13 protein-coding genes and 1 riboswitch are annotated in these 12,966 nt (G+C 66.3%); of the genes, 6 read left to right on the plus strand and 7 right to left on the minus strand.

Translation table 11 applies throughout. The features are described 5' to 3' along the window. Nucleotides 1-54: 54 nt before the first annotated feature. From IGS60_RS14980 to IGS60_RS15000, 5 genes are read left to right on the plus strand one after another with little or no spacing between them, the layout of a single operon-like run. Nucleotides 55-921 (plus strand): response regulator, encoded by an 867-nt coding sequence (locus IGS60_RS14980; protein ID WP_230505260.1) that lies wholly within the window; start codon nucleotides 55-57, stop codon nucleotides 919-921. Then, nucleotides 918-1,250 carry a hypothetical protein gene (locus IGS60_RS14985; RefSeq protein ID WP_099411175.1) on the plus strand — a complete coding sequence of 111 codons (333 nt, stop codon included), beginning with the start codon at nucleotides 918-920 and terminating at the stop codon, nucleotides 1,248-1,250. Before IGS60_RS14980 ends, IGS60_RS14985 begins: the two co-directional genes overlap by 4 nt. Then, nucleotides 1,247-2,086 carry an HDOD domain-containing protein gene (locus IGS60_RS14990; protein WP_230505262.1) on the plus strand — a complete coding sequence of 280 codons (840 nt, stop codon included), beginning with the start codon at nucleotides 1,247-1,249 and terminating at the stop codon, nucleotides 2,084-2,086. Before IGS60_RS14985 ends, IGS60_RS14990 begins: the two co-directional genes overlap by 4 nt. Nucleotides 2,087-2,100: 14 nt before the next feature. Further along, on the plus strand, nucleotides 2,101-3,564 hold the full coding sequence (locus IGS60_RS14995) for an ATP-binding protein (protein WP_070223938.1): 1,464 nt from the start codon (nucleotides 2,101-2,103) through the stop codon (nucleotides 3,562-3,564). Next, complete coding sequence (locus IGS60_RS15000; RefSeq protein WP_230505264.1) at nucleotides 3,561-4,922, plus strand: HD domain-containing phosphohydrolase; 1,362 nt, start codon at nucleotides 3,561-3,563, stop codon at nucleotides 4,920-4,922. Before IGS60_RS14995 ends, IGS60_RS15000 begins: the two co-directional genes overlap by 4 nt. On the opposite strand, the gene IGS60_RS15005 is transcribed toward IGS60_RS15000, so the two are convergent. The 6 genes from IGS60_RS15005 to IGS60_RS15030 all read right to left on the minus strand — a co-directional run bounded on the left by IGS60_RS15005 (nucleotide 4,919) and on the right by IGS60_RS15030 (nucleotide 10,441). Continuing rightward, a complete protein-coding gene (locus IGS60_RS15005; RefSeq protein ID WP_230505337.1) occupies nucleotides 4,919-6,247 on the minus strand; it encodes an ATP-binding protein in 1,329 nt (442 codons plus the stop codon). The genes IGS60_RS15000 and IGS60_RS15005 overlap by 4 nt on opposite strands. Before the next feature lie 87 nt (nucleotides 6,248-6,334). Further along, nucleotides 6,335-7,006 carry a hypothetical protein gene (locus IGS60_RS15010; protein ID WP_230505266.1) on the minus strand — a complete coding sequence of 224 codons (672 nt, stop codon included), beginning with the start codon at nucleotides 7,004-7,006 and terminating at the stop codon, nucleotides 6,335-6,337. After that, on the minus strand, nucleotides 7,003-8,028 hold the full coding sequence (locus IGS60_RS15015) for an MlaD family protein (RefSeq protein ID WP_121670018.1): 1,026 nt from the start codon (nucleotides 8,026-8,028) through the stop codon (nucleotides 7,003-7,005). The genes IGS60_RS15010 and IGS60_RS15015 overlap by 4 nt, the downstream gene beginning before the upstream one ends. A 55-nt stretch (nucleotides 8,029-8,083) precedes the next feature. Then, nucleotides 8,084-8,899 (minus strand): ABC transporter permease, encoded by an 816-nt coding sequence (locus IGS60_RS15020; RefSeq protein ID WP_070224172.1) that lies wholly within the window; start codon nucleotides 8,897-8,899, stop codon nucleotides 8,084-8,086. A gap of 211 nt (nucleotides 8,900-9,110) precedes the next feature. After that, nucleotides 9,111-9,434, minus strand: coding sequence for a hypothetical protein (locus tag IGS60_RS15025; protein ID WP_230505268.1), 324 nt, complete (start codon nucleotides 9,432-9,434; stop codon nucleotides 9,111-9,113). A gap of 134 nt (nucleotides 9,435-9,568) precedes the next feature. Then, nucleotides 9,569-10,441 (minus strand): LysR family transcriptional regulator, encoded by an 873-nt coding sequence (locus tag IGS60_RS15030; protein WP_230505270.1) that lies wholly within the window; start codon nucleotides 10,439-10,441, stop codon nucleotides 9,569-9,571. A 117-nt stretch (nucleotides 10,442-10,558) separates the two neighbouring features. Between IGS60_RS15030 and IGS60_RS15035 the strand changes: the two genes are divergently transcribed. Beyond that, nucleotides 10,559-11,929, plus strand: a complete 1,371-nt coding sequence (locus tag IGS60_RS15035; protein ID WP_230505272.1) for an MFS transporter — start codon at nucleotides 10,559-10,561, stop codon at nucleotides 11,927-11,929. Nucleotides 11,930-11,936: 7 nt separating this feature from the next. Here IGS60_RS15035 and ribB read toward each other — a convergent pair whose 3' ends face one another. Beyond that, nucleotides 11,937-12,584 (minus strand): 3,4-dihydroxy-2-butanone-4-phosphate synthase, encoded by a 648-nt coding sequence (gene ribB / locus IGS60_RS15040; RefSeq protein WP_230505273.1) that lies wholly within the window; start codon nucleotides 12,582-12,584, stop codon nucleotides 11,937-11,939. Between the two features lie 94 nt (nucleotides 12,585-12,678). Further along, nucleotides 12,679-12,829, minus strand: a riboswitch (FMN riboswitch). Between the last annotated feature and the right edge of the window lie 137 nt (nucleotides 12,830-12,966).

A 12,966-nucleotide genomic window follows, 5' to 3' on the forward strand; every position in this document is an offset into this window, starting at 1 on the left:
AGATTCCCCTCCAGGCAAGCTCCGATATCGCCATGGCGATGAGAGGATGGTCCGATGGATGTGCACGACGAGCATGGCATGCCGGGTATGGCGGCGCTGGCGGCAGACGCCGGGCAGCAGCCTGCGGCGGCGCCGCGCACCTTGCTGCTGGTCGATGACGAGCCCAATATCCTCGCTTCCCTCAAGCGCCTGCTGCGGCGCGATGGCTACTATATCATTACGGCCAACAGCGGCCAGGAAGGGCTGGACGTGCTGGCCAGCCATGCCGTCGACGTGATCGTGTCGGACCAGCGCATGCCGGGCATGCTGGGCGCCGACTTCCTGCGCAAGGCCAAGCTGCTGTGTCCGCAAACCATCCGCATCATGCTGTCCGGTTATACCGAGTTGCAGGCCGTCACGGACGCCGTCAACGAGGGCGCCATCTTCAAGTTTCTCACCAAGCCCTGGGAAGACCATCAGCTGCGCGAGCATATCGCCGAAGCCTTTCGCCTGAAGGGCATCGACGACGACAATGTGCGCCTCAATGCGCAGCTGCGCGACGCCAACCAGGCGCTGGCGGCGGCCAATGCCGCCATGCAGGCGCTGGTGCGCCAGCAGCAGCATCAGATCAGCCGCGACGAGGTCAGCCTCGGCATCGCGCGCGAATTGCTGCAATTTCTGCCGCTGCCCGTGATCGGCCTCGATGAGGACGGCATGATCGCCTTCATCAACGCGGCGGCGGCCAACCTGTTCGAACGGGGTGCGGCCCTGCTGGGCAACGAGGCGGCGATCGTCTTGCCGCAATTGTTCGACGGGCAGGGCGCGCCTTGCCTGGCAGCCATCGATGGCCAGCCGTATACCGTGGCGGTCCATCCGATGGGCCTGCATTCGCGCTCGCGCGGCAGCCTGGTCACCCTGAGTCGTCATGGAGCGGATACATGAGTGAAAGCGGACGCGAAATTTCCATGGAGCAGGCGCAGGAAGGCATGGTGCTGGCGCAGGCCTTGAACGACGCCAGCGGCGCCGTGCTGCTGGCCCAGGGCGCCACCCTGACGGCGGCGAACCTGGCGGCTTTGCGCCGGCGCAATGTGGAACGCTGTCACGTCGTCATGGATGAGGCGCCCGACCCCGCCGCGCAGGCGCACGCCGAGCAGGAACGCTTGCGCCGCCTGGAACGGCTGGCCGTGCTGTTCCGCGCCACGCCGCCCGATTCCGCCGGGGCCGAACTGCTGGCGCTGGTGCAGCGCTACCGGCAAGGGGGCGCGGCATGACACGGCTCAGCTTTGAACATATCATCCGCCAGATACAGGAACTGCCTTCGCTGCCGGTGGTCGTGCTGGAACTGCTGTCGAGCATGGATCAGGACGACACGGACGTGCACGTGCTGGCGCAAAAGATCGAGCTGGACCAGGGCCTGGCGGCGAAGACCCTGCGTATCGCCAATTCCTCGTTCTACGGCATGCAATCGAAGGTCACCAGCATTCCGCAAGCCGTATCCGTGCTGGGCTTTCACAGCATCCGCACCGTCGTCACGGCCTGCGCCTTGACGGGCAGCTTCGCGCCCGTGAACGGCGGCTTCGATTTCCAGGCGTTCTGGCGCCATTCGCTGGCTACGGCCATCGCCGCGCGCCTGCTGGCGCCGCACTTGCGCGTCAATCCCGAAACGGCATTCACGGCCGGCCTGCTGCACGACCTGGGCACCCTGGTGCTGGTGACGCGCTTCCCGGCCGAGCACGCGCTCGTGCGCAGCTACCGCCAGGCGCACGACTGCCAGATGGCCGAGGCGGAACTGGCCGTCATCGGCATCGATCACGCGCAGGTGGGCCGCGCTCTGGCCGCCTACTGGAAGTTTCCCGAGGCAATACAGCAGGCGGTGGCCGACCACCATGCCATCGACCGGCTGGAAGCGGGCGGCCTGCCGCTGGCCGTGCACATGGCCAATGCCGTCGCCCTGGCGCTCGACCTGGCCGGCGTCGACGATGCGCTGGTGCCGCCGCTGTCGCCGGCGGGCTGGCGCAGCATCGCGCTGGACGAGCAGGCCTGGCTGGCGCTGCTGGCGCAAACGGAACACACCTTCGATGAAATGTCGCGGATCATGCTGGCATGAACAGGATAGAGGCCATGGAAACAGATGCAGGACAGGCGCTGCCCGCCATGCCGGAACGCCGCCAGGGCGACACCATCGCGCTGTCGGCATTTTTCGACGGCCATCCCGTGGCCACTTTCGCCATCGATACGAACCACGTGGTGACGCACTGGAACAGCGCCTGCGAACAGTTGCTGGGCTTTACGGCCGCCGAAATGGTCGGCACGCGCGACCACTGGAAGGCGTTTTATCCGCAGCCGCGCGCCTGCCTGGCCGACCTGCTGGTGGCCGACGATATCGCGCTCGGCGAAAATGACCTTTACCTTGGCAAGCTGAAGCGTTCTCCCGTGATCCCCGGCGCCTTCGAGGCCGAGGATTTCTTTGCCGATATCGGGCCCGACGGCCACTGGCTGCATTTCACGGCGGCGCCCCTGCGAGACCGCCAGGGACGCCTGGTGGGCGCCATCGAAACCCTGCGCGACGTGAGCGAGCGGCGCCTGGCGGAACTGGCGCTGCGCAAGGCGCACGACAATCTGGAACACCTGGTGGCCAAGCGCACGGCCCAGCTGGCGGAAATGAACGAACGCCTGGCCGACGATATCCGCCAGCGCCAGATCGCCGATCTGGAACTGCGCGAGCGCAACCTGGCCCTGACGGAATTGAACAGCAAGCTGTCGCTGGCCCAGCAAAAGCTGCTGCAGTCGGAAAAACTGGCGTCGATCGGCCAGCTGGCCGCCGGCGTGGCGCACGAGATCAACAATCCCATCGGCTATGTGTTTTCCAATGTCGGCACCCTGGAAGGTTATCTGGATGACCTGTTCAGCATGCTCGACGCCTACGAGGACGCCGAGCCGGCCGTCGCCGACCCCGTGGTGGCGGCGCGCCTGCGCGCGCTGCGCGAACAGATCGACCTCGATTTCCTGCGCACCGACATTCCCATGCTGATGGGCGAGTCGAAGGAAGGCATTTCGCGCGTGCGCCGCATCGTGCAGGACCTGAAGGATTTTTCGCGCACGGATGCGCACCAGGAGTGGGTCTGGGCCGACCTGCGCCAGGGCATCGATACCACGCTCAACATCGTGAACAACGAGGTCAAGTACAAGGCCGACGTGGTGCGCGAATATGGCGACATTCCCGATATCGAATGCCAGCCTTCCGAACTGAACCAGGTGATCATGAACCTCGTCGTCAACGCGGCCCACGCCATGGGCGAGGCGCGCGGACGCATCACCCTGCGCACGGGCAGCGACAACGCCACGGAAGTGTGGATCGAGGTCGAGGACACGGGCGGCGGCATCGCGCCCGAACACCTGTCGCGCATCTTCGACCCGTTCTTTACCACCAAGGCGGTCGGCAAGGGCACGGGACTGGGCCTGTCGCTGGCCTACACGACGGTGCAGAAACACCATGGCCGCATCGACGTGCGCAGCATCATCGGCCGCGGCACCACCTTCCGCATCACCTTGCCCGTGCGCCAGGCGCAGCCCGTCACACCATGAACGAACAGGACAGCATGAGCACGAGCACGAGCACGAGCACTAGTACCAGCGCCAGCACCGCGGCCGCGCCGCCCACCATCCTGTGCGTCGACGACGAACCGAATATCCTGTCGTCGCTGCGGCGGCTGTTCCGCCCGCACGGCTACCGCGTGCTGACGGCCGACGGCGGCGCGGCCGGCCTGGCCCTGCTCGAGAGCGAAACGGTGGACCTGGTCATCTCCGACATGCGCATGCCGCACATGGACGGCGCGCAGTTCCTGGCCCAGGTGCGCCAGCGCTGGCCCGGCACCATCCGCCTGCTGCTGACCGGCTATGCCGATATCCAGTCCATCCTCGACGCCATCAACCAGGGTGAAATCTACCGCTACGTGACCAAGCCGTGGGACGAGAACGATATCGTGCTGGTGGTGCGCCACGCGCTGGAACGGCGCGCGCTGGAGCAGGAAAAACGGCGCCTGGAAGCGCTGACAGCCAGCCAGAACGTGGAGCTGCAGGCGCTCAACGCCAGCCTGGAAGCGAAGGTGGCCACGCGCACGCAGCAGCTGAAGCAGTCCCACGACGAGGTGCAGGCGGCCAACGAGCGCCTGAAAGCCACGTTCGTGACGACGATCAAGGTGTTTTCCAACCTGATCGAGATGCGCGGCGGCAAGCTGGCCGGCCATGCGCGGCGGGTGGCCGAGCTGGCGCGCAAGCTGGCGCAGGCGCTGGGCCTGGAAGGGCAGGAGGCGCGCGACGTGTTCATCGCGGCCTTGCTCAAGGATATCGGCAAGCTCAGCCTCAGCGACGACGTGCTGGAACTGCCGGCCAGTGCCTGGACGGGCGAGCAGCTGGCCGCCTTCCGCAAGCATCCGCTGCGCGCCGAACAGTTGCTGATGGCGCTCGACGAGCTGCGCGCCGTTTCCGTGATCCTGCGCTCGCAGCTCGAGCGCTTCGACGGCGGCGGCTTTCCCGATGGCCTGGTGGGCCTGGCCATTCCCATGGGCGCGCGCATCCTGGCGCTGGCGTCGGACTACGACGGCTTGCAGATCGGCGCCATGGTGCAGCGCAGCCTGCGCGCCGACGAAGCGCGCACCCTGATCTACGACAGCATCGGCAAGCGCTACGACCCGGCCGTGGTGGCCGCTTTCCGCAGCATCATGGAGGAGACGGAGCCGCCGGCGCGCGACCTGACCGTGCTGTCGGGCCAGCTGGAACCGGGCATGGTGCTGTCGCGCGACCTGATCAGCCGCGACGGCCTGATGCTGCTGGCGGCCGAACACGTGCTGACGGCCCGCGTGATCGCCCAGCTGCTCGATTTCGAAGGCAAGAATGGCGGGCGCCTCAGCATCCGCGTGTATGCGCCAGTGAAGGACGCCTAGGCGTTCGCGGCGGCGGTGGGCGGCTGCAGCGGCAGGTGCACGGTAAAGCGCGTGCCCTGGCCCACTTCCGAGGCCACCTCGATGCGTCCGCCGTGCTTGTTGACGATGCCGTACGAGAGCGACAGGCCCAGACCCGTGCCGCTGCCCACGGCCTTGGTGGTGAAGAACGGCTCGAAGATGCGGTTCAGGTGCTCGGGCGCGATGCCGGCGCCCGTGTCGCCGATTTCCACCCACACCCAGTCGCCCGCGTGGCCCGTGCGGATGCTGATCACGCCGTCGCTGCTGATGGCCTGGCCCGCGTTGACGAGCAGGTTCATGAAGACCTGGTTCAGCTGCGAGGCCAGGCACAGGATCGGCGGCAGCTCGCCATAGTGCTTCTCGATGCGCGCCTTGTATTTCAACTCGTTGGCGACGATATTGAGGGTGCTGTCCAGGCCCGCATGCAGGCTGGCCACTTGCCAGTCCGTCTCGCCCACGTGAGAAAAATCCTTCAGCGCCTGCACGATGTCGCGCACGCGTTTCAAGCCATCCATCGATTCGCGCACCAGATCGACCATGTCGTCCTGCAGGAAGGCCAGGTCGGCCTGCGCGCGCACCTCGGCCACGCGGGCGGCCAGGGCCGGGCCGTCGGGCGTCTCACGCATCGCCGCTTCGTATTGCCCGATCACGCCGAACAGGGTGCCGACATAGCCTTGCAGGGAACTCATGTTGGAGTTGACGAAGCCGATCGGGTTATTGATTTCGTGCGCGATGCCGGCCGCCAGCTGGCCGATGGACGCCATCTTTTCCGATTGCAGCAGCTGGTCGTGCGCTTCCTGTAACTTGCTGATCAGTAGTTGCTGCTCTTCGCCGCGCGCCTGCAGCATCGCTTCCATGCCCTTGCGTTCGGTGATGTCCGTCAGCGAGCCGATCACCTCGAACGGCACGCCGTGCTCGTCGCGCACGAGGCGCAGGCTGTCGTGCATCCACAGATAGCTGCCGTCGCGCACGCGGAAACGGTATTCATAGGCGCGGGCGCCTTCGACAAAGATCTGCGCCAGGCTGGAAAAAATACCGGGCGCATCGTCCGGGTGGATGTGGTCGAACCAGAAATTGGGATCGGCGACCATGTCCTCGGGCTGGTAGCCCAGCACGTTCAAGGCATTGTTGCTGACAAAAGTCATCTTGAAGTCGCCGCTGGGCACGGTGCAATAGATGATGGAGGGTGTATTGTCGAGCAGGTATTGCAGGCGCACGGCAGTTGCCGCCGATGTGTCATCGCCAGGCGCCGCCCCGGCATGCCGGCCGGTATCGGGAGTGGAAAGGTCGAAATCCTCGAACTGCATCGTCACACCTCGCTGCCTGCACGGCATAGCTGTCATCCTGGCTGAATTATGCCTGATTCCGCCTGCCTTGGGCCGCCATCGGCGCGCTCAGGGGGCCGGCGGCTGCTCGACGACCGCCATGCGCCGCGCGATGCGCTGCGCCGCTTGCGTGTCGCCCGCCTGTTCGGCGCGCAGGCGCTGCACGCCCAGCCAGGCCAGCAGCGGACGGCGCCAGCCCTGGTCCGAGGCGGTGGCGACGGCCGTGTCGAGCAGCGCCGGCGTGGCACGGCCCGAGCGCAGCAGCACGCCGGCCGCCACCAGCCGCGACAGCGGGTCATCGATGGCCGCCACGGCGCTGGCGGCGGCCGTGTCGGATGCGGCGCCTGCTGCCGCCCGCTGCGCTTCCGGCAGCAGGGCGACATCGGCCCCTTGCGCCTTGCCGGCCAGGTAAGCCGCATAGGCGCGGTCGGCGTCGTTCGCGTCCGCTTGCAGCGCATCGAAGCCCGTGCAGTCCTCGAAGGTCAGGCTGGCCACGCGCGCGGCGCAGCGCAGCAGTTCGATGCGCGCCACCAGTTCGAGCTTGCCCGTGCCCGCCACCTGGCTGCGGGCGCGCCGGAATTCCGTCTGTTCGACGAGGGCGTTGCCGCCCAGGTAGGCCGCTTGAAACCGTTCGACGGAACTTTGCGCATTCATTTTCCAGTCGGGCACGGGCGGGCCGCTGGAGCAGGCGGCGAGCAAGGTGGACAGCAGGGCGGCGAGGGCGGGGCGGGACATTTTCATGGCAGTTTGATCTCCGGATTGCGTTTGAACGGCCATTTGCGGTTGATTTCATTGACCAGCTGCTCGACCTTGCGCAGATTGCTTTCCACATCGGCGCGCAGCGGGCCCAGGTCGGCCGTGGCCGCCCTGGCGTTGGCGCCCACGGCTTGCGCCTCGACCAGCACGGCGTCGACTTTTTTCAGGCTGGCGCGGGTGTCGGCCAGCAGCGCGTTCAGCTGCACGATGGTCGCTTGCGCATCCGTCATCACGCCCTTGTCGCCAAACACGCGCGTATCGGCATTGGCCACCAGACCATCCGTGCGGCGCGCCAGCTGGTCGGCCGTGACCAGCAGGGCGTTGGCCCGCTCGACGAGCAGGCGCGACTGCTTGTCGTCGCCCGTCAGCAAGCCCATGGCGCCGCCCGGGCCGCTCAGCTTGCCCGTCACGGCCTGCACATTGCGCAAGGTGCCGTCGAGCGCGGAATCGCTGCCCGTCAGGGTCGCCACATTGTTCAGCAAATCCTTGGCGGCGGCCAGCAGACGGGGGATTTCCGCCGCCATGTCGCCCACCAGCAAGTCGCGCGTGGCGTCGTCGGGCAGCGGCGGGTCCGTCAGGATGCCGCTGTAGGCGCGCAGCTTGGCGCCGCCCACGATGCCCCGCTCCAGCGTGAAGATGGAGCTGCTGCGCAGCCAGTGCGCGTCCTTGCGCGGCACGTCGACGATGACGCGCGCGCGGCCGTCCGGTGCCAGTTCGATGCGCTGCACGCGGCCGATGGGAAAGCCGGAAAAGGTCAGGTCGGCGCCCACGCCCACGCCGTCGGAATCGTCGGCCGTCAGCACCAGGGTTTGCGTGGCTTCGAAGGCGCCGCGCGCATACATCAGGTAGACGACGGAGCCGACCACCAGCACGAACATGAAGATGAGCAGGATGGCCGCCTTCAGTTCGGCGTGGCGCACGGGCGGCGGGGCGGGCAGGACACTATCTTGCGCGAGACCGGCGGGCGCCGTGACGTCGACCTGGTCGGGATTTTGCGGTTGGCTCATGGCTTCTGGCTCTCGTATGGGTGGTTCGGGATCGCTGGCGGTGGCGGGCGGGGCATCAGTAGTAATTGCCCATCAGCGAAGCCACTTCGATCAGCAGGATGACGGAAAACAGGCGCAGCATTTCGGACAGGCCGTGCGCGGCCCACAGGCGGTTGCGCCGGCCGTGCGGGTCTTCCGGATAGTACGAGGAGGCCAGCGGGATCAGGGCCACGGCAAAGCTGAAGAAGATCACCTTGAGCATCAGGATCAGGGCCACGGCCGGATTGAAGATCTGCCCCACCACGCGCGTGTAGCCTTGCAGCGCCCACGGCGTGAAACCGTAGATGGTGAGATAGGCGAGGATCAGCGAGGTGACGCAGCTGACGATGGCCAGCATCCACACGGCGAAGATGCCCGACATGACACGTGGAAAATATTCGCGGCGCAGCAGGTCGACGCCCTGGCGCTGCATGGTATCGAGCATGCCGGACGAGCGCATTTGCGCGAAAGCAATGCCGTCGGGCAGGGTCAGGCGCAGGGCCACGAACAGGGCGGCCGTCAGCGGTATCAATTCCAGCACCAGCACGCGCACCACCATTTCCAGCGCATAGCGCGACAGGCCGTAGCTTTGGGCGCTGACGACGACGATGCGGATCAGCACCAGGCTGACGAGCGCGCAGGCCACGCTGAACCACACGAGATTGGGCGCCGTGTTCGTCACCAGGCGGTGCGCGAGGATGGGGCGGTTGTCGCGGTTATAGCTCGATGGCGACAGGGCCAGCGAAAACACGAGGATGGCGAAATGCAGCATGCGCCACCAGCTGACCAGCCAGGCCATGGTGGCCCGGTGCAGGCGGCGCAGGCTGATGATGAGGGAGACGGATAGGGTCATCATGGCATCTTAACATCTGCCCGCCCCGGCAAGCACGGCTAGCGTGCGGGCTGAAGTAGGTCGTAATAAATTATTGTTATTTCTGACTTCCATAACCGGCGCTCTGCGGCGTTACCCGCTGCTAGCAGTGCCTGCACTGCGTCGCAACGGGCGCCTTGCAGCGCATCCGGTTCTGTTCGTCATAACTTCACAATAATTTCCCACGACCTACTTACTCAAACAGGGCGAAGCCGGCCATGACGACCATCAGCACGGCGATGTATTGCATCGGAATCCAGAACAGGGTGTGGCGCTGGCGCAGGATCACGCGCTCCTGCGTGGCCGGGTCGATCAGTTCGCGTCCTGGCGCGCTGTTCAGGCGTACGCCCGCATACCAGCTGGCGGCAGCTGCCAGCAGGAAGGCCAGGGCCAGGGTCCATGTGTGGCTCTTTGTATAGGCCTCGCCCAGGGTGGCGTCAAACAGCGCCTGTGCGGCCAGTACGACGATCAAACAGATAAGGGGGCCAAGTATGCCGAAGCCTTGCCAGATAAGCATAAAAATTCTCCAGGGGGATTGAGGGATCCCGCGGCGATTGGCGGCGGCTGTGCGCGGCGGGGGGAGGAATTTTATCAGATTCGCAAGAGATAAAGTTTCTTTTGGGAATGATTTTTTTGAGGATGGACTTGCGCCTAGTGCGCCGGGCCGGCCACGCTGGCAATGATGGCGTCGGCCGCCGCCCGCACGCGGGCCGAGCGGTTCAGGTCCGCGTGCATGACCAGCCACACGTCGTAGCTTTCCGCCCGCTCGGGCCAGATGCGCACGAGCTGCGGGTCGATGTCGCCTAGATGAGTCGCCAGCTCGGCCACGCCCAGGCCCGCGCGCGTGGCTTCCTGCAGCATGGCCGCCGAGTTCACTTCCATGGCGACCCGGGCGTTGGCGACGGATTCGCCGGCGATTTTCTCTCCATGGCGCGGCGTCACGGACTGGTGGTAGATGACGATGTCGTGGCCGGCCAGCGCCGTGCCGCGCACGGGTTCGCCCCGTTCGGCCAGATAGGTTTTCGAGGCGTACAGGCCAAGGCTGCGTTTGACCAGGTGGCGCGAGATCAGGTCCGGGTCGGTGGGGCGCACGCCGCGCACGGCCAGGTCCGCTTCGCGCCGCGTCAGGCTGGCCAGCGCGGGCGCCACGTTGAGCACGATGCGGATGTCCGGGTGGGCCGCGTGCAGCCGCTGCATGGCGCGGATGACGAAATGGCTGGCCATGGTGTCCGTGGTGGCCACGCGCACCAGGCCGCTTAAACGGTTGTCGACGCCCTGCATCTCGCGCTGCAGCTTGTCGGCCGCCCGCTCCATCGCTTCGGCCGCCGTCAGCGCCAGCTCGCCGGCCGGCGTGGGCACGTAGCCCGATGGCGTGCGCAGGAACAGGGTGGCGCCCAGCGAGCTTTCCAGCGCGGCCAGGCGGCGCCCGCACGTGGCCTGGTCGATGCCCAGCAGGGCGGCCGCGCCGCGCAGGGTGCCGGCCCGCCCGATGGCGAGAAAGATGCGCGCGTTATCCCAGTCCATTGTATTTTCCTTTTTTTGTGATGCATTTTTGCATCAATGCGCCGAGTTTATGCCTGTTTACTGCATCATGCAACGCTTGCATAATGGCCGTCCCCCCCTGTTACTGCAAGGAGTACCATGTCTGCCCCCACACCGCGCCGCGCCAACGGCTTGATCCTGCTGACCCTGGCCTTCGGCTTCGTCATGGCGATGCTCGACGTCACGGCCGTCAACGTGGCGCTGTCCGATATCGCGCTGGACTTGCATATCCCGCTGACGGGCCTGGTCTGGGTGGTCGACGGCTACACCTTGACGTTTGCCGCGCTGCTGCTGGCCGGCGGCGCGCTGGCCGACCGCTACGGGGCGAAAGCCGTGTACCAGGGCGGCCTCGGCGTCTTCCTGCTCGGCTCGGTGCTGTGCGGCGCCGCGCCCGACGGGCATTTCCTGACGGCGGCGCGCCTGCTGCAGGGGGCGGGCGCGGCCCTGTTCATGCCCAGTTCGCTGAGTTTGCTCACGCACAGTTTTGACGACGAGCGCGAACGCACGCGCATGCTCGGCACCTGGTCGGCGCTGGTGGGCGTGGCCGGTGCATCCGGCCCCTTGATCGGCGGTATCCTCGTGCACCAGTTCGGCTGGCGCAGCGTGTTCTGGGTGAACGTGCCGCTGGGCGTGCTGGCCATCGTCATGGCGCAGCTGTTGCTGGTCGCGCCGGCGCGTCAGCCGCGCGATTTGTCGCTGTTCAGCCATGCACTGGGCGTGGCGGCGCTGGCGGGCCTCAGTTTCGTGCTGATCGAAGGGCCCGTGCTGGGCTGGCTGTCGCCGGATGTCGTGGCGGCGGGGGCATTGACCTTGCTGTCGGCCTGGCAATTGCTGCGGCGCGAGCGCAGCGGCAGCCATCCGCTGTTGCCGCGCGCGCTGTTTCACAGCAGCAGCTTCGGCGCGGCCAATGGCGTGGGTTTTTTGATCAATTTCTGCGTATTCGGCCAGCTGTTCTTATTGAGCCTGTTCCTGCAGCAGTCGGGCGGCGCCGACGCCCTGCAGTCGGGCTTGCGCCTGCTGCCCATGATGGCGGCCTATACGGTGGGCAATTTCATGGCGGGAAGTATTGCGGCGCGCCATGGCACGCGTAGGCCCATGCTGGCCGGCTTGCTGGTGGGCGCCGTCATGGCCTTGCTGCTGATGGGCTTGCGTCCGGGCACGCCGTATGGCTGGCTGGCGCTGGGCACGGCCGTCATGAATGTGGCCATCGGCATCGCCATTCCCGCCATGACGGCCACCGTGATGCGGGTGGCCGGCAAGCCGCATGCGAACAGCGCGGCGGCCGCCCTGAATGCCAACCGCCAGATCGGCGCCCTGGTGGGCGTGGCCCTGATCGGCAGCATCCTGCACATGTTGCCCGAATGGTCGCTGCGCCTGCCGCTGGCCTACGCGACGATTGCCGCCGCGTATGGCCTGGCGGCGGGCCTCGTCTACCGGCATGTGCATGTGCCGAAGGCCGTGGCCGCCTGAAGCAGGCTTACTGTTCGCGCGTGCTGCGCCATTCCACCAGTTCTTCGATGGTGAGGATCGGCATGCCATGCAGCTCGGCGAAGCGCTCGATATCATCGCCGCGCATCATGGTGCCGTCCGGGTTCATCAGCTCGCACAGCACGGCGGCCGGGTTCAGGCCCGCCATGCGCGACAGGTCGACGGAGCCTTCCGTGTGGCCACGGCGCTCGAGCACGCCGCCAGGCGCGGCGCGCAGGGGGAAGACGTGGCCGGGGCGCACCAGGTCGGCGGGCCTGGCGTCCGGCGCGATGGCGGCGCGGATGGTGGTGACCCGGTCGGCGGCCGACACGCCCGTCGTGACGCCGTCGCGCGCCTCGATGGAGACGGTAAACGGCGTGCCGTAGCGGCTGCCGTTGTCGGACGACATGGGCGGCAATTCCAGCGCGCTGACGACATCTGCCGGCAGGCACAGGCAGACGATGCCGCTGCATTCGCGGATCAGCAAAGCCATGGTTTCGTTCGTCAATTTTTCGGCAGACAGGATCAGGTCGGCTTCGTTTTCACGGTCGAAATCGTCGAGCAGGATGACGGGGATGCCGGCGCGCATGGCGGCCAGGGCGGACTGGATGCGACCTTCCAGGTCGTTGGAAAGCAGGGTATAGCTGTTGACTAACATGGTGAAACGCTCCTCGCATAGGCGAAAAACGCTGCAGGGCAAGCGAATAGACGCAACTGGCCGCATCGCCGTGGCGACGGGACATCACACTACTGCACATCTTCTTTCATCCGGACTATACCGTCGGCCCCGGAATCACACCGGATCTGCTGACCTCGCCAAGCGGTGCCTGGAAAGCGCTCGCGGGCTTGACCGTTGCCGGTCTTACCGCCGGTGGGGAATCGCACCCCGCCCCGAAGACGTATTGTTGTGCCGGTCCACATGACCGGCGGCAATACTTTAGCACAATTGAAAAAAGCTGGCAGGACACCGTTGAGTTTGTCATTCGGCAAAGTTGCCTGGGAAAAGCGGTTTTTCCTAAGCTGTTTTTAATGGCGGAAAC

The sequence above is a fragment of the Janthinobacterium sp. FW305-128 genome, assembly GCF_020858135.1.
Classification (GTDB): Bacteria; Pseudomonadota; Gammaproteobacteria; order Burkholderiales; family Burkholderiaceae_D; genus Janthinobacterium.

Bases quoted from the DNA above. Each gene is read 5' to 3' on its own strand.
- IGS60_RS14980 (WP_230505260.1), top strand. From the start codon at position 55: ATGGATGTGCACGACGAGCATGGCATGCCGGGTATGGCGGCGCTGGCG.
- IGS60_RS14985 (WP_099411175.1), top strand. From the start codon at position 918: ATGAGTGAAAGCGGACGCGAAATTTCCATGGAGCAGGCGCAGGAAGGC.
- IGS60_RS14990 (WP_230505262.1), top strand. From the start codon at position 1,247: ATGACACGGCTCAGCTTTGAACATATCATCCGCCAGATACAGGAACTG.
- IGS60_RS14995 (WP_070223938.1), top strand. From the start codon at position 2,101: ATGGAAACAGATGCAGGACAGGCGCTGCCCGCCATGCCGGAACGCCGC.
- IGS60_RS15000 (WP_230505264.1), top strand. From the start codon at position 3,561: ATGAACGAACAGGACAGCATGAGCACGAGCACGAGCACGAGCACTAGT.
- IGS60_RS15005 (WP_230505337.1), bottom strand. From the start codon at position 6,247: ATGCAGTTCGAGGATTTCGACCTTTCCACTCCCGATACCGGCCGGCAT.
- IGS60_RS15010 (WP_230505266.1), bottom strand. From the start codon at position 7,006: ATGAAAATGTCCCGCCCCGCCCTCGCCGCCCTGCTGTCCACCTTGCTC.
- IGS60_RS15015 (WP_121670018.1), bottom strand. From the start codon at position 8,028: ATGAGCCAACCGCAAAATCCCGACCAGGTCGACGTCACGGCGCCCGCC.
- IGS60_RS15020 (WP_070224172.1), bottom strand. From the start codon at position 8,899: ATGACCCTATCCGTCTCCCTCATCATCAGCCTGCGCCGCCTGCACCGG.
- IGS60_RS15025 (WP_230505268.1), bottom strand. From the start codon at position 9,434: ATGCTTATCTGGCAAGGCTTCGGCATACTTGGCCCCCTTATCTGTTTG.
- IGS60_RS15030 (WP_230505270.1), bottom strand. From the start codon at position 10,441: ATGGACTGGGATAACGCGCGCATCTTTCTCGCCATCGGGCGGGCCGGC.
- IGS60_RS15035 (WP_230505272.1), top strand. From the start codon at position 10,559: ATGTCTGCCCCCACACCGCGCCGCGCCAACGGCTTGATCCTGCTGACC.
- ribB (WP_230505273.1), bottom strand. From the start codon at position 12,584: ATGTTAGTCAACAGCTATACCCTGCTTTCCAACGACCTGGAAGGTCGC.